The organism is Streptomyces sp. NPDC046335 (genome assembly GCF_055587985.1).
The window spans coordinates 24,521-43,582 of sequence record NZ_JBVJFF010000002.1; the positions used below are offsets into that span (position 1 = coordinate 24,521).

19 protein-coding genes and 1 pseudogene are annotated in these 19,062 nt (G+C 70.6%); 6 read left to right on the forward strand and 14 right to left on the reverse strand.

Going from position 1 to position 19,062, the window contains the following annotated elements; translation table 11 throughout:
- The first annotated feature begins 13 nt into the window (after positions 1-13).
- From ACZ6JY_RS03895 to cseC, 3 genes are all read left to right on the forward strand, one after another.
- The gene (locus ACZ6JY_RS03895; RefSeq protein ID WP_469191983.1) at positions 14-616 is read left to right on the forward strand and encodes a hypothetical protein; all 603 of its coding nucleotides are present in this window, start codon (positions 14-16) and stop codon (positions 614-616) included.
- Positions 617-716: 100 nt separating this feature from the next.
- The gene (gene cseB / locus ACZ6JY_RS03900) at positions 717-1,430 is read left to right on the forward strand and encodes a two-component system response regulator CseB (protein WP_469191985.1); all 714 of its coding nucleotides are present in this window, start codon (positions 717-719) and stop codon (positions 1,428-1,430) included.
- Between the two features lie 124 nt (positions 1,431-1,554).
- Positions 1,555-2,919 (forward strand): two-component system sensor histidine kinase CseC, encoded by a 1,365-nt coding sequence (gene cseC, locus ACZ6JY_RS03905; RefSeq protein ID WP_469191987.1) that lies wholly within the window; start codon positions 1,555-1,557, stop codon positions 2,917-2,919.
- Between the two features lie 16 nt (positions 2,920-2,935).
- Here cseC and ACZ6JY_RS03910 read toward each other — a convergent pair whose 3' ends face one another.
- Entirely contained in the window at positions 2,936-4,507 is a 1,572-nt protein-coding gene (locus ACZ6JY_RS03910; protein ID WP_469191989.1) for an MDR family MFS transporter, read from the reverse strand.
- A 144-nt stretch (positions 4,508-4,651) separates the two neighbouring features.
- On the opposite strand from ACZ6JY_RS03910, the gene ACZ6JY_RS03915 reads away from it, so the two are divergent.
- Entirely contained in the window at positions 4,652-5,248 is a 597-nt protein-coding gene (locus tag ACZ6JY_RS03915) for a TetR/AcrR family transcriptional regulator (protein ID WP_469191991.1), read from the forward strand.
- Positions 5,249-5,288: 40 nt separating this feature from the next.
- Here ACZ6JY_RS03915 and ACZ6JY_RS03920 read toward each other — a convergent pair whose 3' ends face one another.
- Both ACZ6JY_RS03920 and ACZ6JY_RS03925 read right to left on the reverse strand, forming a co-directional pair.
- The gene (locus ACZ6JY_RS03920) at positions 5,289-5,966 is read right to left on the reverse strand and encodes a M23 family metallopeptidase (RefSeq protein WP_469191993.1); all 678 of its coding nucleotides are present in this window, start codon (positions 5,964-5,966) and stop codon (positions 5,289-5,291) included.
- 388 nt (positions 5,967-6,354) lie between these two features.
- Complete coding sequence (locus tag ACZ6JY_RS03925; protein WP_469191994.1) at positions 6,355-6,765, reverse strand: hypothetical protein; 411 nt, start codon at positions 6,763-6,765, stop codon at positions 6,355-6,357.
- Between the two features lie 130 nt (positions 6,766-6,895).
- On the opposite strand from ACZ6JY_RS03925, the gene ACZ6JY_RS03930 reads away from it, so the two are divergent.
- Complete coding sequence (locus ACZ6JY_RS03930; protein ID WP_469191996.1) at positions 6,896-7,075, forward strand: DUF397 domain-containing protein; 180 nt, start codon at positions 6,896-6,898, stop codon at positions 7,073-7,075.
- Positions 7,076-7,191: 116 nt separating this feature from the next.
- On the opposite strand, the gene ACZ6JY_RS03935 is transcribed toward ACZ6JY_RS03930, so the two are convergent.
- Positions 7,192-9,720: an ATP-dependent Clp protease ATP-binding subunit gene (locus tag ACZ6JY_RS03935; protein WP_469191998.1), complete on the reverse strand. Its 2,529-nt coding sequence runs from the start codon at positions 9,718-9,720 to the stop codon at positions 7,192-7,194.
- Between the two features lie 440 nt (positions 9,721-10,160).
- Here ACZ6JY_RS03935 and ACZ6JY_RS03940 point away from each other — a divergent pair, with 440 nt between their 5' ends.
- Positions 10,161-10,748 carry an SCO3374 family protein gene (locus ACZ6JY_RS03940; protein ID WP_469192000.1) on the forward strand — a complete coding sequence of 196 codons (588 nt, stop codon included), beginning with the start codon at positions 10,161-10,163 and terminating at the stop codon, positions 10,746-10,748.
- Here the strand turns inward: ACZ6JY_RS03940 and ACZ6JY_RS03945 are convergent.
- The 10 genes and pseudogenes from ACZ6JY_RS03945 to ACZ6JY_RS03990 all read right to left on the reverse strand — a co-directional run bounded on the left by ACZ6JY_RS03945 (position 10,727) and on the right by ACZ6JY_RS03990 (position 19,008).
- A complete protein-coding gene (locus tag ACZ6JY_RS03945) occupies positions 10,727-11,065 on the reverse strand; it encodes a histone-like nucleoid-structuring protein Lsr2 (protein WP_469192002.1) in 339 nt (112 codons plus the stop codon). The genes ACZ6JY_RS03940 and ACZ6JY_RS03945 overlap by 22 nt on opposite strands.
- A gap of 235 nt (positions 11,066-11,300) precedes the next feature.
- Positions 11,301-11,843, reverse strand: coding sequence for an amino-acid N-acetyltransferase (locus tag ACZ6JY_RS03950; protein ID WP_469192004.1), 543 nt, complete (start codon positions 11,841-11,843; stop codon positions 11,301-11,303).
- A 24-nt stretch (positions 11,844-11,867) separates the two neighbouring features.
- Positions 11,868-12,266 (reverse strand): annotated as a pseudogene (locus ACZ6JY_RS03955) (BlaI/MecI/CopY family transcriptional regulator); the annotation flags it as partial.
- Positions 12,267-12,437: 171 nt separating this feature from the next.
- Entirely contained in the window at positions 12,438-12,614 is a 177-nt protein-coding gene (locus tag ACZ6JY_RS03960) for a hypothetical protein (protein WP_469192006.1), read from the reverse strand.
- A 14-nt stretch (positions 12,615-12,628) separates the two neighbouring features.
- Positions 12,629-13,258, reverse strand: a complete 630-nt coding sequence (locus ACZ6JY_RS03965; protein WP_469192981.1) for a hypothetical protein — start codon at positions 13,256-13,258, stop codon at positions 12,629-12,631.
- Between the two features lie 294 nt (positions 13,259-13,552).
- On the reverse strand, positions 13,553-14,359 hold the full coding sequence (locus ACZ6JY_RS03970; RefSeq protein WP_447038175.1) for a type III pantothenate kinase: 807 nt from the start codon (positions 14,357-14,359) through the stop codon (positions 13,553-13,555).
- Positions 14,359-15,348 (reverse strand): carboxylating nicotinate-nucleotide diphosphorylase, encoded by a 990-nt coding sequence (gene nadC, locus ACZ6JY_RS03975; RefSeq protein WP_469192008.1) that lies wholly within the window; start codon positions 15,346-15,348, stop codon positions 14,359-14,361. The genes ACZ6JY_RS03970 and nadC overlap by 1 nt, the downstream gene beginning before the upstream one ends.
- A 2-nt stretch (positions 15,349-15,350) precedes the next feature.
- Positions 15,351-17,069 (reverse strand): L-aspartate oxidase, encoded by a 1,719-nt coding sequence (locus tag ACZ6JY_RS03980; protein ID WP_469192010.1) that lies wholly within the window; start codon positions 17,067-17,069, stop codon positions 15,351-15,353.
- A complete protein-coding gene (gene panC / locus ACZ6JY_RS03985) occupies positions 17,066-18,070 on the reverse strand; it encodes a pantoate--beta-alanine ligase (RefSeq protein ID WP_469192012.1) in 1,005 nt (334 codons plus the stop codon). Before panC ends, ACZ6JY_RS03980 begins: the two co-directional genes overlap by 4 nt.
- Entirely contained in the window at positions 18,067-19,008 is a 942-nt protein-coding gene (locus tag ACZ6JY_RS03990) for a Rossmann-like and DUF2520 domain-containing protein (RefSeq protein ID WP_469192014.1), read from the reverse strand. The genes panC and ACZ6JY_RS03990 overlap by 4 nt, the downstream gene beginning before the upstream one ends.
- Between the last annotated feature and the right edge of the window lie 54 nt (positions 19,009-19,062).

The following is a 19,062-nucleotide window of genomic DNA, read 5'->3' on the forward strand; positions in this document are numbered from 1 at the left end:
CAGTGTGAAGGCGGTGAGCACGGCGGTGGCCGTGCTCACCGCCCTCGGCCTTTCACTCGCCGCCTGCTCGACGGGCGGCTCCGGCGCGCGTGACGAGGGCCCGGCCCACAGCGAGGCGGTGGTGTCCTCGTCGCCGTCCCCCTCGGCCTCCACCGGCCTGCCGAAGCAGAAGATCGACGCGGTGCGGCTCGTCAAGGACGACCCGGAGGTCAGCCCGGCGATCAAGCGGGACCTGAAGCCGTGCGCCGGGGACACCTACCCGGTCGACGTCTCGTACGGGAACCTGACCGGAGGATCGGCCTCCGATGTCGTGGTGAACGTTCTGACCTGCGCGGACGCGGTCGGCATCGGCAGCTATGTGTATCGCGCGCAGGATGGCGGATACGAGAACGTGTTCAAGGCCGAGGAGCCCGCGTCCGTCTACGCCGAGATCGACCGGGGCGACCTGGTCGTGACGAAGCAGCTCTACGAGAAGGGCGACTCGGTGGCCTACCCCTCCGGCGAGGAAGTGATCACGTACCGCTGGGCGTCGAACCGCTTCACCGAGACGGAACGCACGCGCAGCGACTTCAGCGACGCGGTGGGCGGCGAGGCCACCCCCCCGTCCGCGGACTGACCGGTTCCGGTCGCACACTACGTACGACACGTATGACACGTATGACACGTACGGGACGCACGACACGCACGACACGCACGAGAAGGACTGAGAGCATCCGATGGCAGAGCAGACCCATGTCCTGTTCGTCGAGGACGACGACGTCATCCGCGAGGCCACCCAGCTCGCCCTGGAGCGCGACGGTTTCGTGGTGACCGCCATGCCCGACGGCCTCTCGGGCCTTGAGGCGTTCCGCGCCGACCAGCCCGACATCGCGCTGCTCGACGTGATGGTGCCGGGCCTGGACGGTGTCTCGCTCTGCCGCCGCATCCGCGACGAGTCGACCGTCCCGGTGATCATGCTGTCGGCGCGCGCCGACTCCATCGACGTCGTGCTCGGCCTGGAGGCGGGCGCCGACGACTACGTGACCAAGCCGTTCGACGGCGCCGTCCTGGTCGCCCGCATCCGCGCGGTCCTCCGCCGCTTCGGGCACGCGAGCGGCCCGGGCTCGTCGGGCGGCGCCGGCGACTCGGGGTCCGCGGCCGACGGGGGCGTGCTGCACTTCGGCGATCTGGAGATCGACACGGAGGGCATGGAGGTGCGCAGGAACGGCACGCCGGTGGGCCTCACGCCGACCGAGATGCGGCTGCTCCTCGAATTCTCCTCCGCGCCCGGCACGGTCCTCTCCCGCGACAAACTCCTTGAGCGGGTCTGGGACTACGGCTGGGGCGGCGACACCCGCGTCGTCGACGTCCACGTGCAGCGGCTGCGCACCAAGGTCGGCCAGGACCGCATCGAGACGGTGCGCGGCTTCGGCTACAAACTCAAGGCGTGAGCGGGCGCGTGAGCGGGCGCGTGAGCGGGCGCGTGAGCGGGCGCGTGCCCCACGGCGTTGATGGCGTAGATGGCGTAGATGGCGTACGGCGGCCCCACGCGGGCCGCGGACTTTGGAGACACATATGAGCGGGGCGTCCAGGGCGGGCGGACGGTTCCGCACCGCGCTGCCCTCCGGTCTGCGCACCGGCGTGCGCTGGAAGATCAGCGCGGCGATCGCGCTGGTCGGCGCGCTGGTCGCGGTCGTCCTCAGCCTCGTCGTGCACAACGCCGCGCGCGTCTCGATGCTCGACAACGCGCGCGACGTGCAGGACGAGCGCATCCAGTTCGCCCTGCGCCTGTACTCCGCGTCCCAGCGGCAGACCCTCCAGTTCGGCACGAAGGTCGACGACCCCGCGCTCCCCGGCGAGCTGCGCCAGAAGGTCCTGACAGGCCGCCGCGCCACGTTCGTCGAGGACAAGCCGGGCGGCGTGCCGGACATCTGGGCCGCCGTGCCGCTCGCCGACGGGCACGTCCTCTCGCTGCACTCGCGCTTCACCGACCGCAGCGCCACCGTCATGAAGGACCTCGACCAGGCCCTGGTCATCGGCTCGATCACGGTCGTCTTCGGCGGCTGCGCGCTCGGCGTGCTGATCGGCGGGCAGCTCTCGCGGCGCCTGCGCAAGGCGGCGATGGCGGCGAGCGACGTCGCCCAGGGCCAGACGGACGTCAGCGTGCGCGACGCCATCGGCGGCGTGGTGAAGGACGAGACCGACGATCTGGCGAGCGCCGTGGACGCCATGGCCGACGCCCTCAAGCAGCGCCTCGAAGCCGAGCGCCGGGTGACGGCGGACATCGCGCACGAGCTGCGCACCCCGGTGACCGGGCTCCTCACGGCGGCCGAGCTGCTGCCCCCCGGACGCCCGAGCGAGCTGGTCAAGGACCGCGCGCAGGCCATGCGCACGCTCGTCGAGGACGTACTCGAAGTGGCCCGTCTTGACTCCGCGGCCGAGCGCGCCGAATTGCAGGACATCACCCTCGGCGAGTTCGTGAGCCGGCGCATGGCGGCGCTGACCACGGACGTCTCGGTGACGGTGGTGCACGAGTCGGAGGTCACCACCGACCCGCGCCGCCTGGAGCGCATCCTCGGCAACCTCGTCGCCAACGCCACCAAGCACGGCAAGCCGCCGATCGAGGTCAGCGTCGAGGGCCGCGTCGTCCGGGTGCGCGACCACGGGCCCGGCTTCCCCGAGGCGCTCCTCCACGAGGGACCGAGCCGCTTCCGCACCGGCAGCACCGACCGCGCGGGCCACGGCCACGGCCTCGGCCTGACGATCGCCGCGGGCCAGGCGCGCGTACTGGGCGCACGGCTCACCTTCCGCAACGTACGCCCGGCGGGCGCGCCGCCCGACGAGCCCGCCGAGGGCGCGGTGGCCGTGCTGTGGCTACCGGAGCACGCCCCGACGAACACCGGCAGCTACCCCATGCTGCAACTCCCGGACAAGCCGTAGCTCCACGGGCCCCGCGTCAGCTCTTGCCGGCCGGGGCCGAGCCGCTCGTATCGGCCGGGGCCGAGCCGCGCAGCGGGAGTTCCTTGACGAAGAGTGCCGCGACCAGGGCGACCACCGCGATGGCCGCGCCCAGCAGGAACGCCGAGTGCGTACCGGAGGCGACCGCGTACTGGTACGCGTCGCGCACCGGCTCCGGCAGCTTCGCCAGGCTGTCCGCGGTCAGCTGCGTCGACTGCTCGGTGATCCTGCCGCCGGTCGAGCCGGCGCGCTCGGCCATCACGTCCTGGACCCGGTCGTTGAAGAGGGCGCCCATGAGCGCGACGCCGAAGGACGAGCCGAGCGTACGGAAGAGGGTGGCCGAGGACGAGGCGACGCCCATGTCCTTCATCTCCACGCTGTTCTGCGCGACCAGCATGGTGATCTGCATCAGGAAGCCCATGCCCGCGCCGACCACGGCCATGTAGAGGCCCGAGGTGAGCCGCGAGGTCCCCGTGTCCATCTGCGCGAGCAGGAAGAAGCCCGCGACCATCAGTACGGAGCCGGCGACCGGGAAGACCTTGTACTTGCCGGTGGCCGTGGTGTACCGGCCCGCGAACACCGAGACGACCATCATCGAGAGCAGCAGCGGCAGGAGCAGCAGCCCCGAGTTGGTCGCCGACGCCCCCTGCACCGACTGCTGGTAGAGCGGCAGGAAGAGCATCGCGCCGAACATCACGAAGCCGGTGATGAAGCCGATCACGGCCATCAGCGAGAAGTTGCGGCTGCGGAAGATGTGCAGCGGCATGATCGGCTCGGCGGCCTTCTTCTGCACGAAGACGAAGCCGATCAGGGCGACGACGCCGATCGCGATGATCTCCATGATCACGGCCGAGCTCCAGGCGTACTCGGAGCCGCCCCAGGTGGTGACGAGCACGAGCGCGCTGATGCCGACGGTGAGCAGGGCCGCGCCGAGGTAGTCGATGCGCCCCTCGGCCTTCTTCTTGGGCAGGTGCAGGACGGCGGTGACCATGGCGAGCGCCACCGCGCCGAGCGGCAGGTTGATGTAGAAGGCCCAGCGCCAGCCGAGGTGGTCGGTGATCGTGCCGCCGACCAGCGGGCCGCCGATCATCGCGACCGCCATGACGCCGGTCATCATGCCCATGTACTTGCCGCGGTCCCGCGGCGGCACCAGGTCGCCGATGATCGCCATGACGCCGACCATCAGACCGCCGGCGCCCAGGCCCTGGATCGCGCGGAACCCGATGAGCTGGCCCATGTCCTGCGCCATGCCGCTGAGCACGGAGCCCACCAGGAAGATCACTATCGCGGTGAGGAAGGCGCCCTTGCGCCCGTACATGTCGCCGACCTTGCCCCAGATGGGGGTGGAGGCGGCGGTGGCCAGGGTGTAGCCGGTCACGACCCACGACAGGTGTTCGAGGCCGCCGAGATCGCCGACGATGGTCGGCATCGCGGGGCTCACGATCATGTTGTCGAGCATCGCGAGCAGCATCGTGATCATCAGGGCCATCAGTACGACGCGTACGCTGCGCGGCGCCGGCTGGTCCCCCTTCTGCTCCGGTACGGCTCTCGCCGTAGTCGTGTCAGCCATGTTTCCCACTCCCCGCGGTCCCCCAGGAACGCCCTGGTCGCCGGGCGCCTTACTTGCCGCCCGGCTAGTTGATTACACTGGGGAAAGTAGACCCCTAACTAGCCGGGCGTCAAGTAAGTTAATGCGGAGTCGAGGAGTACCCCGATGGGCACGGGCACAGGCAAGCAGCAGCGCCGCGGGGACACCCGCCAGCGCATCCAGGACGTGGCCCTCGAACTCTTCGCCGAGCATGGGTACGAGAAGACGTCGCTGCGGGAGATCTCGGAGCGTCTGGAGGTCACGAAGGCGGCGCTGTACTACCACTTCAAGACCAAGGAAGACATCCTGAACAGCCTCTTCGAGGACCGCACCAGGCCCATCGACGAGCTGATCGAGTGGGGCCGCGAGCAGCCGCAGCCGCCCTCCCTGGAAACCAGGCAGCAGGTTCTGCACCGCTACAGCGAGATCCTCGTCGACGCGTCGCCGCTCTTCCGCTTCATGCAGGAGAACCAGGCCACGGTGCGCGACCTTCAGATCGGCGAGGCCTTCAAGGGGCGCATGATCGGGCTCTTCGACATCCTCAAGGACCCCGGGGCCGACATGATCGACCAGGTGCGGTGCTTCAGCGCGCTGTTCACCATGCACGGCGGGATGTTCGCGCTCAAGGACGTCGAAGGCGACCCCGAGGAGAAGCGCAAGGCCATCCTGGAGGTCGCCATCGATCTGATCACGCAGGCGCACACGGGCGCGAGCGGCGGCTAGGCCGGGCCGAGGGCCTGGCCCAGCCGGGCTGGTTCTTGGGTCAGAGCTTCAGGCCGACCGAGCCGAGGAAGGCCACGGGGTCGATGGCCGAGCCGTAGTTCGCCGTCTTGCGGATCTCGAAGTGCAGGTGAGGACCGCTGGAGTTACCGGTGTTGCCGGAGAGGGCGATGTGCTGGCCGGTGTTGACGTTCTGGCCCACGTGGACGTCGATCCGCGAGAGGTGCGCGTACTGCGAGAACGTGCCGTTGTCGTGCTTGATCACGACGGCGTTGCCGTACGCGGGACCGTCACCGCCGCCGTTCGGGCCGGCCTTGACGACGGTGCCGGCGTGCGCGGCGCCCACGTTGGTGCCGACCGGCACGGCGAAGTCCTGGCCGGAGTGCTTGGAGGACCACATGTTGCCGCCGAGACCGAAGGTCGCGGAGAGCGTGTAGCGCTCGACCGGGTGGACCCAGGAGGTGGCGGCCTTCTTGGCGTCCGCGGCCTTCTTGGCCGCGTCCTTCTGCGCCTTGTCGGCGGCCTTCGCCTGAGCGTCGGCCTGGGCGCGGACCGAGTTCACGGAGACGCCGGGCAGGGCGCCGCCGGACTGGGCGCTGTCCGCAGCGACCGAGACCCCGGCCCCCAGGACCGCCGACGCCCCGAGACCCGCGGCGACGACGGCCACCTTCGTACGGAGCATCGACGGACGGGGCTGGTGGGACTTGGTGCGCTTCGACATATGTGTGTCCTCCGGAGCTTTGATGACTGAGGGGGGCATGCGTTGATCCGGCACGCGGGAAGCGGGTGAGTTCCCGCGGATCACGTATCGCCGGATCGGCCATACCTTGGTAACCCGCCCTCCGGTCACCGCACAAAGGCCCCATCTACTACGGAAAGCCGTAGCAGGCCGTCAGCATTTCAACCTCTTGACACCACCAAATACGGACAATTACTCCACGTCCGACTTTCGGCGTTTTTCCCGGGCCGAGGGGTGGCTTCGCACGTCGGAGGCCCCCCGGCCGCATGCGGGGGACGCCCCGGGCGGAGTCCCGCCAACCACGCCGAACGGCCCGAAGACCGCGGGCCAAAGGTCCCGAACGCCCACTGCGGCTGTCCCACTATTCCGCCTAGTAACGGACAAAACCCCTGTGCGTCATGTCACCGGGCACGGTGATCCACCCAGCCGGAATTGTGACGCGGGCTACGCCCGAGGGGGCCTGGGGAGGCCGCCACAGCTCGCCGAGCCCCGCCCCCCGCCCTTCACCTGTCGAGCTGCCGTCGTCCTCGGCGGGGGCTCTGCGGAGCGTGGGCAGCAGGTCACGTCCGTCGTACACGGCCACGCGTACGTGGGTGGCGGCGACGGCGGCCCGCAGGTGGACGTCGCTCTCGGTATGCCGGTGCACATGGGTCACCAGCTCGGAGGTGCAGAGCGCGGCGGCCTCCCCGAGACGCCCGAGCCCGAGGGTCTCCAGCGTGCCGCGCACGAAGTCCCGGCAGATCTTGGCGGAGTGCACGTTGCCCGGGAGGTGCCACATCACCTCGTAACGATCGGCTCGGCGCGGCAGCGCTCCCGCCCATCGACGCGATGGCGCTCCCCGGCAAGCATGGGACGCGCGATTCACTGGGGCTTGTCCAGCACATCCTGTACACCCTCCTGGGAGCACAAGCATGAGCACTCTCGACTGGCAGAAGTCCTCGTTCAGCGGCGACCAGGCGAACTGCGTATACGTCGCCGCCGATCCCTCCGGCCGCGTCCACCTCCAGGAGAGCGACGATCCGGCCGCGACCCTCACCACCACCCCCGAGGCCCTGGCCGCGCTCATACGGACGCTCACCGCCCCGGCGTAGGCCCCGTAGGCCCGGCCCGTAGGCCCGGCCCGTAGGCCCGTAGGCGCATGAAAAAGGGGCTGCCCCGGAGCCGTGTGAAACGGTCCGGGGCAGCCCCTGTGAAGCGTGCCCGGGGGCTACGCCTCCTTGCTCAGGTTCGGGCCGGCGCCGCCACCCGCGGCGGACTCGATCGGCGGCACGTCGGGCAGTGCCGCCTTCTCCTCGCCACGGAAGGTGAACGTGGCGGTCTCGCCCTCGCCCTCCGTGTCGACGACCACGATGTGGCCCGGACGCAGCTCGCCGAAGAGGATCTTCTCGGAGAGGCTGTCCTCGACCTCGCGCTGGATCGTGCGCCGCAGCGGACGCGCGCCGAGCACCGGGTCGTAACCCTTCTTCGCGAGCAGATCCTTCGCGGACTGGGAGAGCTCGATGCCCATGTCCCGGTCCTTGAGGCGCTCGTCCACCTTGGTGATCATCAGGTCGACGATCTGGAGGATGTCGTCCCGCGTGAGCTGCGGGAAGACGACGACGTCGTCCACGCGGTTCAGGAACTCCGGGCGGAAGTGCTGCTTCAGCTCGTCGCTGACCTTGTTCTTCATCCGCTCGTAGTTGGACTTCGTGTCGCCCTGGGCCGCGAAGCCGAGGTTGAAGCCCTTCGAGATGTCACGGGTGCCGAGGTTGGTCGTCATGATGATGACCGTGTTCTTGAAGTCGACGACCCGGCCCTGGGAGTCGGTCAGGCGACCGTCCTCCAGGATCTGAAGGAGCGAATTGAAGATGTCCGGGTGGGCCTTCTCGACCTCGTCGAAAAGGACGACGGAGAACGGCTTGCGGCGGACCTTCTCGGTCAGCTGACCGCCCTCTTCGTAACCCACGTAACCGGGGGGCGAACCGAAGAGACGCGAAACCGTGTGCTTCTCGCTGAACTCCGACATGTCGAGGGAGATCAGCGCGTCCTCGTCACCGAAGAGGAATTCGGCGAGCGCCTTGGACAGCTCGGTCTTACCGACACCGGACGGGCCCGCGAAGATGAACGAACCACCCGGACGCTTCGGGTCCTTCAGACCCGCTCGCGTACGCCGGATCGCCTTCGAGAGCGCCTTGACGGCGTCCTTCTGGCCGATGACCCGCTTGTGGAGCTCGTCCTCCATGCGCAGCAGACGGGAGGACTCCTCCTCCGTCAGCTTGAAGACCGGAATGCCGGTGGCGGTCGCGAGGACCTCGGCGATCAGCTCGCCGTCGACCTCCGCGACGACGTCCATGTCGCCGGCCTTCCACTCCTTCTCGCGCTTGGCCTTCGCCGCGAGCAGCTGCTTCTCCTTGTCGCGGAGAGAGGCCGCCTTCTCGAAGTCCTGGGAGTCGATGGCCGACTCCTTGTCGCGGCGCACGCCCGCGATCTTCTCGTCGAACTCGCGGAGGTCCGGCGGCGCGGTCATCCGGCGGATGCGCATCCGGGAGCCCGCCTCGTCGATCAGGTCGATCGCCTTGTCGGGGAGGAAGCGGTCCGAGATGTAGCGGTCCGCCAGCGTCGCCGCCTGGACGAGGGCCTCGTCGGTGATGGAGACGCGGTGGTGGGCCTCGTAACGGTCGCGCAGGCCCTTGAGGATCTCGATGGTGTGCGGCAGCGACGGCTCCGCGACCTGGATGGGCTGGAAGCGGCGCTCGAGGGCCGCGTCCTTCTCCAGGTGCTTGCGGTACTCGTCGAGCGTGGTCGCACCGATGGTCTGGAGCTCACCACGGGCCAGCATCGGCTTCAGGATCGAAGCGGCGTCGATGGCGCCCTCGGCGGCACCCGCGCCCACGAGCGTGTGCAGCTCGTCGATGAACAGGATGATGTCGCCGCGGGTGCGGATCTCCTTGAGGACCTTCTTCAGGCGCTCCTCGAAGTCACCGCGGTACCGGGAGCCGGCGACCAGCGCGCCCAGGTCGAGGGTGTAGAGGTGCTTGTCCTTGAGGGTCTCGGGCACCTCGCCCTTGACGATGGCCTGCGCCAGGCCCTCGACGACGGCGGTCTTGCCGACGCCGGGCTCGCCGATGAGCACCGGGTTGTTCTTGGTGCGGCGGGACAGCACCTGCATGACCCGCTCGATCTCCTTCTCGCGCCCGATGACCGGGTCGAGCTTGGACTCGCGGGCGGCCTGCGTGAGGTTCCGGCCGAACTGGTCGAGCACCAGGGACGTGGAGGGCGTGCCCTCGGCAGGACCGCCCGCGGTGGCGGTCTCCTTGCCCTGGTAGCCGGAGAGCAGCTGGATGACCTGCTGCCGCACCCGGTTGAGATCGGCACCCAGCTTGACCAGGACCTGGGCGGCGACGCCCTCGCCCTCGCGGATCAGGCCGAGCAGGATGTGCTCCGTGCCGATGTAGTTGTGGCCCAGCTGAAGGGCCTCGCGGAGCGAAAGCTCCAGGACCTTCTTGGCACGGGGGGTGAAGGGGATGTGCCCGGACGGAGCCTGCTGGCCCTGCCCGATGATCTCCTCCACCTGCTGGCGGACCGCCTCGAGCGAAATCCCGAGGCTCTCCAGGGCCTTAGCGGCGACACCCTCGCCCTCGTGGATCAAGCCCAGGAGGATGTGCTCGGTGCCGATGTAGTTGTGGTTGAGCATCCGGGCTTCTTCCTGAGCCAGGACGACAACCCGCCGCGCGCGGTCGGTGAACCTCTCGAACATCGTTAATCGCTCCTCAGAGCGGTCAGGCAGTAAGGGGTCGGTCCCCTCCCTGTCCTTCCGCAGCTTAGTCCCGCAAGCGGGGACCGCTCATTCCATCTGCCGACACCCGGACCTCTTCTCAGAGGATCTCCAGACCCGGAAAGCCGACACCTGCTCCAACCCGATGGTGCGAGACGATGTTCCCGCAGGCCAGGCAGTTACCCCCACCATCACTACGCCGATGGCGAACGGAGGCCTGCCGGAGCCGCGTGTCGACCCTCCCCACTAGGGATGTCTTACCCGTTACGACTGACACTCCATGCGGCGCGCCCCGGTTCCCTCAGCTACGGGCGAACACCCTTGCACTGCCGGACACGCCCGGACGCCCCTTTTTCGGACACTCTGTGCTTTCAACCGGCCACAGCGCGTAACCCGGGAACCGTTTCGGCTGTTGCCCGAACATGGCCCTCACAGTTCCTCAGCCCCGCAGGCCGGTCGAGAGTGATCCGGTGCGGCAGTGGTACGAGAACGAGCTCGGCTGGGCGACCGCGCCCGGACCCGGTCCGGTGCGTCTGGTGACGGGGCTGCGCTTCGACGTACTGGAACTGCCCGCCGAGGCGGGGTTCGCGGCATTGCGCCATCTCGGGCCGAAGGCGCCGGTGGCGCTGCTTGGCGAAACGATGCGCCTGCTGATCGGCGCGGGTGGCGCCGACGAGCTGCCGGGGCTGCTCGACTGGCTGGAGTGGGGGGACATCCCCCTCGGCCTCACCGCGGTCGGGGCGGGCGGCCTGATCGAGGCGCCCACGCCTCCGGGGTGGTCCGGTTCGCCGGGGTCCGCCGTCTGGCTGCGGCCCCCGGAGCCCGGGTGCGAGGTGGAGCCGACGCTGCCGGCGCCGCTGTCCCTGCCCGCCGTGGGGAGGGGTGGGACGGTGCACCACAGCGACCCCGCCGTGGGCTCCGATCTCGTACGACTGGTGGACACGGCGGCGACCCAGTGCCACCGCGTCCGGCTGCGGCGTCGCAGCCGTCAGCCGTTGGCCTTCTCGTAGGCCTCGCGGATGGACGCGGGAACGCGGCCGCGGTCGTTGACCTCGAAACCGTTCTCCTTCGCCCAGGCGCGGATCGCCGCGGTGTCCTGACCGCCGCCGGACGCCGCCGCACGCGTCTTGCCGCGCCCGCCGGAGCCACGGCCGCCGGTGCGCCGGCCGGCCTTGACGAAGTCCTCGAGGGCGCCACGGAGCTTGTCCGCGTTCGCCGTGGTGAGGTCGATCTCGTAGGACTTGCCGTCCAGCGCGAACGTCACGGTCTCGTCCGCCTCGCCGCCGTCGAGGTCATCGACAAGAAGGACCTGAACCTTCTGTGCCACCGGATTTCCTTTCATCGATAACTTCAAGGCCGGACCGCACGACGTGCGTCGCCGATTCGCGACCCCTGTTATATGCAGTACTGCAGTACGTCGGAAAGCAAACCGCTTTTGCCGGAAAAACACAAACCCCTGGGTGAGATCCATGAGAGATCCACGCCCCGAGAACCCTGGAAACATGCGCGTTTCGGACATAGGCCACCGGGCACGAGGTGGTCACGGAATACGACCTTGACGATCACAGATGCAGAAGCATCCGGCTGTTGCCCAAGGTGTTCGGTTTCACTCGTTCGAGGCCCAGGAACTCCGCGACGCCCTCGTCATAGGAACGCAGGAGCTCGCTGTAGACATCTCCGTCGACCGGAGTCTCACCGATCTCCACGAAGCCGTGCTTGCCGAAGAAGTCGACTTCGAAGGTGAGACAGAAAACCTTGCGCACGCCGAGCCAACGGGCGGTCTGGAGCAACTTCCCCAACAGCTGATGCCCTACTCCGGCTCCCCTGACCTCGGGATTCACCGCGAGCGTCCGGACTTCCGCGAGGTCTTCCCACATCACGTGCAGTGCGCCGCAGCCGACCAACTCGGCGTTGTCGTCGCGTTCCGCCACCCAGAACTCCTGGATGTCCTCGTAAAGCGTCACGGTCGCTTTGTCCAGGAGGATACGCTCACGGACGTACGAGTCGAGGAGCCCTCGCACGGCGGGCACATCGGAGGTTCGTGCCCTCCGGACGGAGACCGCTTTTGACTTACGTTCGCTGAGTTCGGGTCCCTCTGCTGCCATGAGCGGACGCTATCGCTCTGTCTCGCGCTCGGCGTCGCCGGGGTTCTCCGGGCCTTGGACGGCCGGACCCTGGACGATACGCATGGCGTCGCTCAGCGCTTCGCGCTGTTCCGCCGACATCATGCCGAAGAAGGCGACGAGAGCGGCGGCGGGGTTGTCGCTCCGCGACCAGGCTTCGTTCATCAGTGCGGCGGCGTACGCAGCCCGGGTGGAGACCGCCTCATATCGATAGGCACGGCCTTCCGCTTCGCGGCGCACCCAGCCCTTCTGATGAAGATTGTCCAAAACGGTCATCACGGTCGTGTACGCGATGGAGCGTTCCTGCTGAAGGTCTTCCAGGACTTCTCGAACGGTCACGGGGCGGTTCCACTTCCACACCCGTGTCATGACGGCGTCTTCGAGTTCTCCCAATGGACGAGGCACAGCAGAACAATAGTGGGCGGCGTCACTATCGGCACTATCGGCGCGAAGGGGATCGAAGGGGAGTTAAGAGGATTTATACGTCAAAAAGGGCGTACGACTCAGAAAGGTGTGAGTCGTACGCCCTTGCGTCTCTGGTCGCGTGTGGCGATCCGGGGCTGGGCCGGCCGGGGTCTAGGCGCCGCCGGTCTCCGGCATGCGGCGGGCCGCTTCGGCGCGGCTGATCGCGTCCGCGGCCGCGTCCTCCTTGGCCTTGTTGGCACCGCCCTGGGTCTTCACGATCGTCACGATGAGACCGCCGAAGAACACGGCCATCACTACGGGGGGCACGAGCGCGGAAACGTAGTCCATGCCCTCCAGAGTAGCTAGCCCGCCGCGCGCTGACGCGGGGGGCCCGCGGGTGCCGCCGGAGCCGCCGGCGCGGCGGGGCGGCGTTTCGGCGGGAAGACCTCCGCCGGGGTCGGGACCGGGCGGGCCGGGTCCGGAGCGGGGGCCGCCGGGCGCCGGGCGGGCTCGGCCGCGGGCGCGACCTCGTCGTCCGCCGCGGTGCGGCCACCGGGCAGGGCGAGCAGGTGGGTGCGGGACGCGGGTACGACGGGGCGCTCCGGCGCCGCCGGTACGGCTCGCCCCGCGAGACGGGCGCGCACGGCGTCCTCGGTGAGCGTGCGGCAGCGGTCGAGGAGGGCGGCGGCCTTGGCGTTGCCACGCAGGGCACGGAGCGCGGCGAGGTCGTCGGGGCCCGGCTGGTAGCCGGTGCCCAGCACGTCGGCGAGGAGCGCGAGGTAGCCGGACGCGGTGCCGGGCAGTCCCGCCCGGTAGCGGGCGAGGTCGGCCACCATGAAGGCGCGCAGTCTGGCGCCTTCGCTCACGGCCTCGTCGACCGATTCGGCGAGGCGGAGACAGTCCTGGATGTCCTCGTCGGAGGCGGGGCGTGGATGCAGGGCGAGAGCCAGAGCACGGCGGAGCACACGCAGCTCCTCCGCGCTGAAGGCCATACCGCCGCGGGAACCGTAGGGCGTGGGCATGAGTTGACGATAAGCGCAACTCGGACAAAATCCGCTTAACGCCAGTTTAGTGGCGCGGCGGGTCCTGGCGGGGGCGCCTCCAGCGGTGGGAGGACGGCTTGGCTGCGGCCCGCTCACCGCCGAGCCCCGCCCCACCGCGGCCTGTCCCCTGCGGCGGCACCCGCTCCTACGTCACCGAGTCGGCCGCGGCGAGACGGGTGGGCCGGGGCAAGCATCCGCCGCGAAGCGGCTCCTGCGGGAGGCGAAGCAAGGCCGAGCGGCCAGTCAGAGGCGGGGCACGTTCCGCTCGTAGACCAGGCGGAGCCCGATCAGCGTGAGCCAGGGCTCGTGCTCGTCGATGACCGAGGCCTCCCCCAGGACCATCGGGGCGAGCCCGCCCGTCGCGATGACCGTGACGTCGTCGGGGTCGCCCCCCGCACCCGCCAGTTCCCGCGCCATGCGGTTGACGACCCCGTCGACCTGGCCCGCGAAGCCGTATAGGATGCCCGCCTGCATGGCTTCCACCGTGTTCTTGCCGATCACGCTCCGCGGGCGCGCCAGCTCGATCTTGCGGAGCTGGGCGCCGCGCACGCCGAGCGCCTCCACGGAGATCTCGATACCGGGGGCGATGACGCCACCCGCGTACTCCCCCCGCGCGGAGACCGCGTCGAAGGTCGTGGCGGTGCCGAAGTCGACGACGATCGCGGGTCCTCCGTAGAGCTCGACCGCCGCGACCGCGTTGATGATGCGGTCGGCGCCGACCTCCTTGGGGTTGTCCATGAGGATCGGGACGCCGGTCTTGATGCCGGGCTCGACGAGCACGGCGGGCACGTCCCCGTAGTACCGGCGTGTGACCTCGCGCAGCTCGTGCAGGACCGAGGGCACCGTCGAACAGATCGCGATGCCGTCGATGCCGTCGCCGAGCTCGTCACCGAGCAGGGGGTGCATGCCCATGAGGCCGTGGAGCAGCACGGCCAGTTCGTCGGCCGTGCGGCGCGCGTCCGTGGAGATGCGCCAGTGCTCGACGATGTCCTCGCCGTCGAAGAGGCCGAGGACGGTGTGGGTGTTGCCCACGTCGATCGTGAGGAGCATCAGGCCCGCACCGCTTCCCGCAGGTCGAGGCCGATGTCCAGGATCGGGGAGGAGTGCGTGAGAGCGCCCACCGCGAGGTAGTCGACGCCTGTCACCGCGTACGCGCGGGCGTTCTCCAGGGTGAGGCGGCCGGAGGATTCGAGGAAGGCCCGGCCCGCGACGATGGCGACCGCCTCCTCGGTCTCGCCCGGCGTGAAGTTGTCCAGGAGGATCAGGTCGGCGCCCGCGTCGACGACCTCGCGGAGCTGGTGGAGCGTGTCGACCTCGACCTCGATCGGCACCTCGGGGAACTGCTCGCGCACGGCCTTGAAGGCCTCCGTGACGCCGCCCGCCGCGACCACGTGGTTGTCCTTGACCAGGGCCGCGTCGGAGAGCGACATGCGGTGGTTGACGCCGCCGCCCATCCGGACCGCGTACTTCTCCAGGGCGCGGTAGCCGGGCGTCGTCTTGCGGGTGTCGCGGACCTTCGCCTTCGTACCGTCCAGAACGTCGGCCCACGCGCGCGTGGCGGACGCGATGCCGGAGAGGCGGCACAGGATGTTCAGCGCGCTGCGCTCCGCGGTGAGCAGGTCGCGGGTGCGGGTGGTGATGCTGAGCAGCTTGGCGCCCGCCTCCACGCGGTCGCCGTCCTCCACGTGGCGCTCGACCTCGAACTCGTCCTCGCAGACGACGGAGACGACCGCTTCGGCGACCCGCAGGCCGGCCACGGTGCCCGCCTCGCGGGCGACGAAGTCCGCGGTGGCCACGGCGTCCTCGGGGATGGTGGCGACCGTGGTGACGTCCACGCCGCCGGCCAGGTCCTCCTCGATGGCCATGTGCGCGATGTCCTCGACCTGGAGCGGGTCGAGGCCCGCCTCGGCGAGGAGCCGTGCGAGAGCGGGGTCGAGGCCGCACTCCAGGGGGTCGAACGCGTCGTCCCCGCCGCAGCCGCAGGCATCGCCGCAGCCGCCGCCGGTCGGGGCGAGGGGGAGGTCGTCGGGGGTGCTCACGGTCACTGCTCCTGGGGAGTGGGACGGATCGTCGGGGGGAAGTCGGGGGTCTGCGTCGTATGGGCCGCCAGGGTGCGGTCCGGGTTCAGGCGTACGACGATGTGGCGCCGCCAGGCGGCGTCGTCGCGGTCGGCGTGGTCCTCGCGCCAGTGGCAGCCGCGGGTCTCCTCGCGGCGCTGGGCGGCGGCGACCAGGACGCGGGCCACGCACAGGAGGTTGGTCGTCTCCCAGGTGTCGACGCCGGGCTCCGCGGTCTTGCCGTCGTCGGCGAGCGCGCCCGCGGCCTCGGCGTGGATGCGGGCCAGGCGGGCCGCGGCCTCGGAGAGGGAGTCGGCGGAACGGATGACTCCGGCGCCTTCGGTCATGACGCGCTGGATGGCGAAGCGGGCCTCGGGCGGCAGCAAGGGGTGGGCTGGTGTCTCCGGTTGCGCCACGGGGGCAGGCACGCGTGCGTGGAGGCCGTTCTCCGCGTGCCGTGCCGCGATGTCGGCGGCGATGCGCTCGGCGTAGACCAGTCCTTCGAGCAGGGAGTTGGAGGCCAGGCGGTTGGCGCCGTGCACGCCGGTGCAGGCGACCTCCCCGCATGCGTAGAGCCCGGGGACGGTGGTTCGGCCGATCGGGTCCGTGCGGACGCCGCCCGAGGCGTAGTGCGCGGCGGGGGCGACGGGGATGGGCTCGGTGATCGGGTCGATGCCGTGGGCGCGGCAGGCGGCGAGGATCGTCGGGAAGCGGTTCTCCCACATGTCGGCGCCGAAGTGCCTGGCGTCCAGGTACATGTGCTCGGCGCCCTGCTCCAGCATGCGGCGCGTGATGCCCTTGGCGACGATGTCGCGGGGCGCGAGCTCGGCCAGTTCGTGCTGGCCGACCATGAAGCGCACGCCGTCGGCGTCCACCAGGTGCGCGCCCTCGCCCCTGACCGCTTCGGAGACCAGCGGCTGCTGGCCCTCCGCGTCGGCGCCGAGGAAGAGCACCGTGGGGTGGAATTGCACGAATTCGAGGTCGGAGACCTCGGCGCCCGCGCGCAGGGCGAGCGCGACGCCGTCGCCCGTGGACACCGAAGGGTTGGTGGTCGCCGAGAAGACCTGGCCCATGCCGCCGGTCGCGAGGACGACGGCCGGGGCGTGGACGGCGCCCACGCCGTCGTGCTGGCCCTCCCCCATGACGTGCAGGGAGACGCCCGCGGTGCGGCCGTCGGCGTCCGTGAGCAGGTCGAGGACCAGGGCGTTCTCCACGGTCGGGATGCCCTGCGCGCGGACGGCCTCGACCAGGGCCCGGGAGATCTCCGCGCCGGTGGCGTCGCCGCCCGCGTGCGCGATGCGGCGGCGGTGGTGGCCGCCCTCGCGGGTCAGCTCGATGGCGCCCTCGGGGCCCGTGTCGAAGTGGGCTCCGGTCTCGATCAGCCTGCGTACGGCGTCCGGGCCTTCGGTGACGAGGGTGCGTACGGCCCCCTCGTCGCAGAGGCCCGCGCCCGCCACGAGCGTGTCGTCCAGGTGCTGTTCGGGGGTGTCGCCCTCGCCGAGGGCCGCGGCGATGCCGCCCTGGGCCCAGCGCGTGGAGCCGTCGTCGAGGCGGGCCTTGGTCACCACGACGGCCTTCAGGCCTGCCGCCTCGCACCGCAGCGCCGCGGTGAGACCGGCCACGCCGGAGCCGACGACCACGATGTCGGCGTCGAGGGACCAGCCAGGGGCGGGCGCGTGCAGCCGTATTCCGGTGGCACTCATACGGCGTCTCCGAAGGTGAGCGGGATGTTGTCGATCAGCCGCACCGTGCCGACCTTGGCGGCGACGGCGAGGACGGCGGCACCGGTGTGGCCCGGGCGGACCTCCTGGAAGTCGGCCGGGTCGACGAGCGCCACATAGTCGAGCTCCAGCGGGGGCCGCAGGCGCGCGGCGTCGTCGAGGACGAGGCGGGCCGCCGCGACGACGGCGGCCGGGCCGCCGGACGACGAGGGCGTGGCGCACTGCGCCACGGCGTGGGCGTCGGCCGCCGCGCGGGACTCGCCGATGGCGTTCAGGGCGTCGACGCGCGCGCGTGAGGCGTGGGCGCCGACGGCACGCGCGCGCAGGGCCTCCTGGGCCGCATGCCGGTCGCGGCCGGCGAAGAGGGCCTGGGAGAGCGCCAGAGCGGTGCGGCGCTCGTCCGGCGCGAGGTAGCGGTTGCGGCTGGAGAGGGCCAGGCCGTCGTCCTCGCGCACGGTGGGGACGCCGATGATCTCCGCGTCGAAGTTCAGGTCGCGTGCCATGCGGCGGATGAGGGCGAGCTGCTGGGCGTCCTTCTGGCCGAACAGCGCCATGTCGGGCCGGGTGAGGTGCAGCAGCTTGGCGACGACGGTGAGCATGCCGTCGAAGTGGCCGGGGCGCGTGGCGCCTTCGAGGACCGTGCCCATGGGGCCCGCGCTCACGCGGACCTGCGGCTCGCCGCCCGGATAGACCTCCTCGACGCCGGGGGCGAACACGGTGTCCGCGCCCGCCCGCTCGGCGACCTTGAGGTCGGTGTCCAGGGTGCGCGGGTAGCGGTCGAGGTCCTCGCCCGCCCCGAACTGGAGGGGGTTCACGAAGACGGTGACGACGACCTCGCCGTCGGGCCCCGCGGCGCGGCGGGCGGCGCGGATCAGCGAGGCGTGTCCGTCGTGCAGGGCGCCCATCGTCATGACGACGGCTCTGCGGCCTTCACGCGCGCGTGTGCGCAGGGACTCGGCGGTGTGCACGAGGGTGGTGGTCATCGCTCTCGCCCTCCGGTGCCGCCCGCCCGGCCCGTGCCGTTGTCGGCGAGCACTCCGAGGAGGTCCTCGGCGAGCTCCGGCTTGAGCAGGCCGTGGGCGAGGGCGCGGTCGGCGGTGGCGCGGGCCATCGCGAGATACCCGGCGACGGTCTGGGGGGCGTGCTTGCGCAACTCGGCGACGTGGGCGGCGACCGTGCCCGCGTCGCCGCGCGCGACGGGTCCGGTGAGCGCGGCGTCGCCCGACCGCAGCGCGTTGTCCAGGGCGGCGCCGAGCAGGGGGCCGAGCATGCGGTCCGGGGCCTCGACCCCGGCGTCGCGCAGCAGCTCCATGGACTGGGCGACCAGCGTGACCAGGTGGTTCGCGCCGAGAGCGAGCGCCGCGTGGTAGAGCGGGCGGTTCTCCTCGGCGATCCACTCGGGCTCGCCGCCCATCTCGATGACGAGAGCCTCGGCGGCCAGCCGCAGCTCCTCGGGCGCGGTCACGCCGAAGGAGCAGCCGGCCAGGCGCTGCACGTCGACGGGGGTCCCCGTGAACGTCATGGCGGGGTGCAGGGCCAGCGGCAGGGCACCGGCCCGCAGCGCCGGTTCGAGGACCTGTGTGCCGTACCGCCCCGAGGTGTGCACGAGAAGCTGGCCCTGGCGGATCGCCCGGGTCTCCGCGAGCCCCTCGACCAGGCCGGGCAGGGCGTCGTCGGGGACGGTCAGGAGCACGAGATCGGCCCGCTCCAGGACTTCGGCGGGTGTGACGAGGGGGATGTCGGGCAGCATGGCGGCGGCCCGCCGCACCGAGGCGTCCGACACCCCGGAAGCGGCCACCGGGCGGTGCCCGGCGAGCCGTAGCGACGCGGCGAGCGCGGGGCCGACACGGCCCGCTCCGACGACTCCCACCGTGAGCCTCGCGGGGCGGTCCCGCGGGTCCGGCTGATGCGATGCGTTCACGCGATGAGCCTTCCGTTCCAGTCCGCTCGGGGTACCGGACGATTTCTCGTCATG

Coding starts and splice junctions, on each gene's coding strand:
- ACZ6JY_RS03965 (WP_469192981.1), bottom strand. CDS start 13,258: ATGGCCTTCAGCGCGGAGGAGCTGCGTGTGCTCCGCCGTGCTCTGGCT.
- cseB (WP_469191985.1), top strand. CDS start 717: ATGGCAGAGCAGACCCATGTCCTGTTCGTCGAGGACGACGACGTCATC.
- ACZ6JY_RS03980 (WP_469192010.1), bottom strand. CDS start 17,069: ATGAGTGCCACCGGAATACGGCTGCACGCGCCCGCCCCTGGCTGGTCC.
- ACZ6JY_RS03930 (WP_469191996.1), top strand. CDS start 6,896: ATGAGCACTCTCGACTGGCAGAAGTCCTCGTTCAGCGGCGACCAGGCG.
- ACZ6JY_RS03935 (WP_469191998.1), bottom strand. CDS start 9,720: ATGTTCGAGAGGTTCACCGACCGCGCGCGGCGGGTTGTCGTCCTGGCT.
- ACZ6JY_RS03950 (WP_469192004.1), bottom strand. CDS start 11,843: ATGGCAGCAGAGGGACCCGAACTCAGCGAACGTAAGTCAAAAGCGGTC.
- ACZ6JY_RS03920 (WP_469191993.1), bottom strand. CDS start 5,966: ATGTCGAAGCGCACCAAGTCCCACCAGCCCCGTCCGTCGATGCTCCGT.
- panC (WP_469192012.1), bottom strand. CDS start 18,070: ATGACCACCACCCTCGTGCACACCGCCGAGTCCCTGCGCACACGCGCG.
- ACZ6JY_RS03910 (WP_469191989.1), bottom strand. CDS start 4,507: ATGGCTGACACGACTACGGCGAGAGCCGTACCGGAGCAGAAGGGGGAC.
- ACZ6JY_RS03970 (WP_447038175.1), bottom strand. CDS start 14,359: ATGCTCCTCACGATCGACGTGGGCAACACCCACACCGTCCTCGGCCTC.
- cseC (WP_469191987.1), top strand. CDS start 1,555: ATGAGCGGGGCGTCCAGGGCGGGCGGACGGTTCCGCACCGCGCTGCCC.
- ACZ6JY_RS03940 (WP_469192000.1), top strand. CDS start 10,161: ATGGCCCTCACAGTTCCTCAGCCCCGCAGGCCGGTCGAGAGTGATCCG.
- ACZ6JY_RS03960 (WP_469192006.1), bottom strand. CDS start 12,614: ATGGACTACGTTTCCGCGCTCGTGCCCCCCGTAGTGATGGCCGTGTTC.
- ACZ6JY_RS03915 (WP_469191991.1), top strand. CDS start 4,652: ATGGGCACGGGCACAGGCAAGCAGCAGCGCCGCGGGGACACCCGCCAG.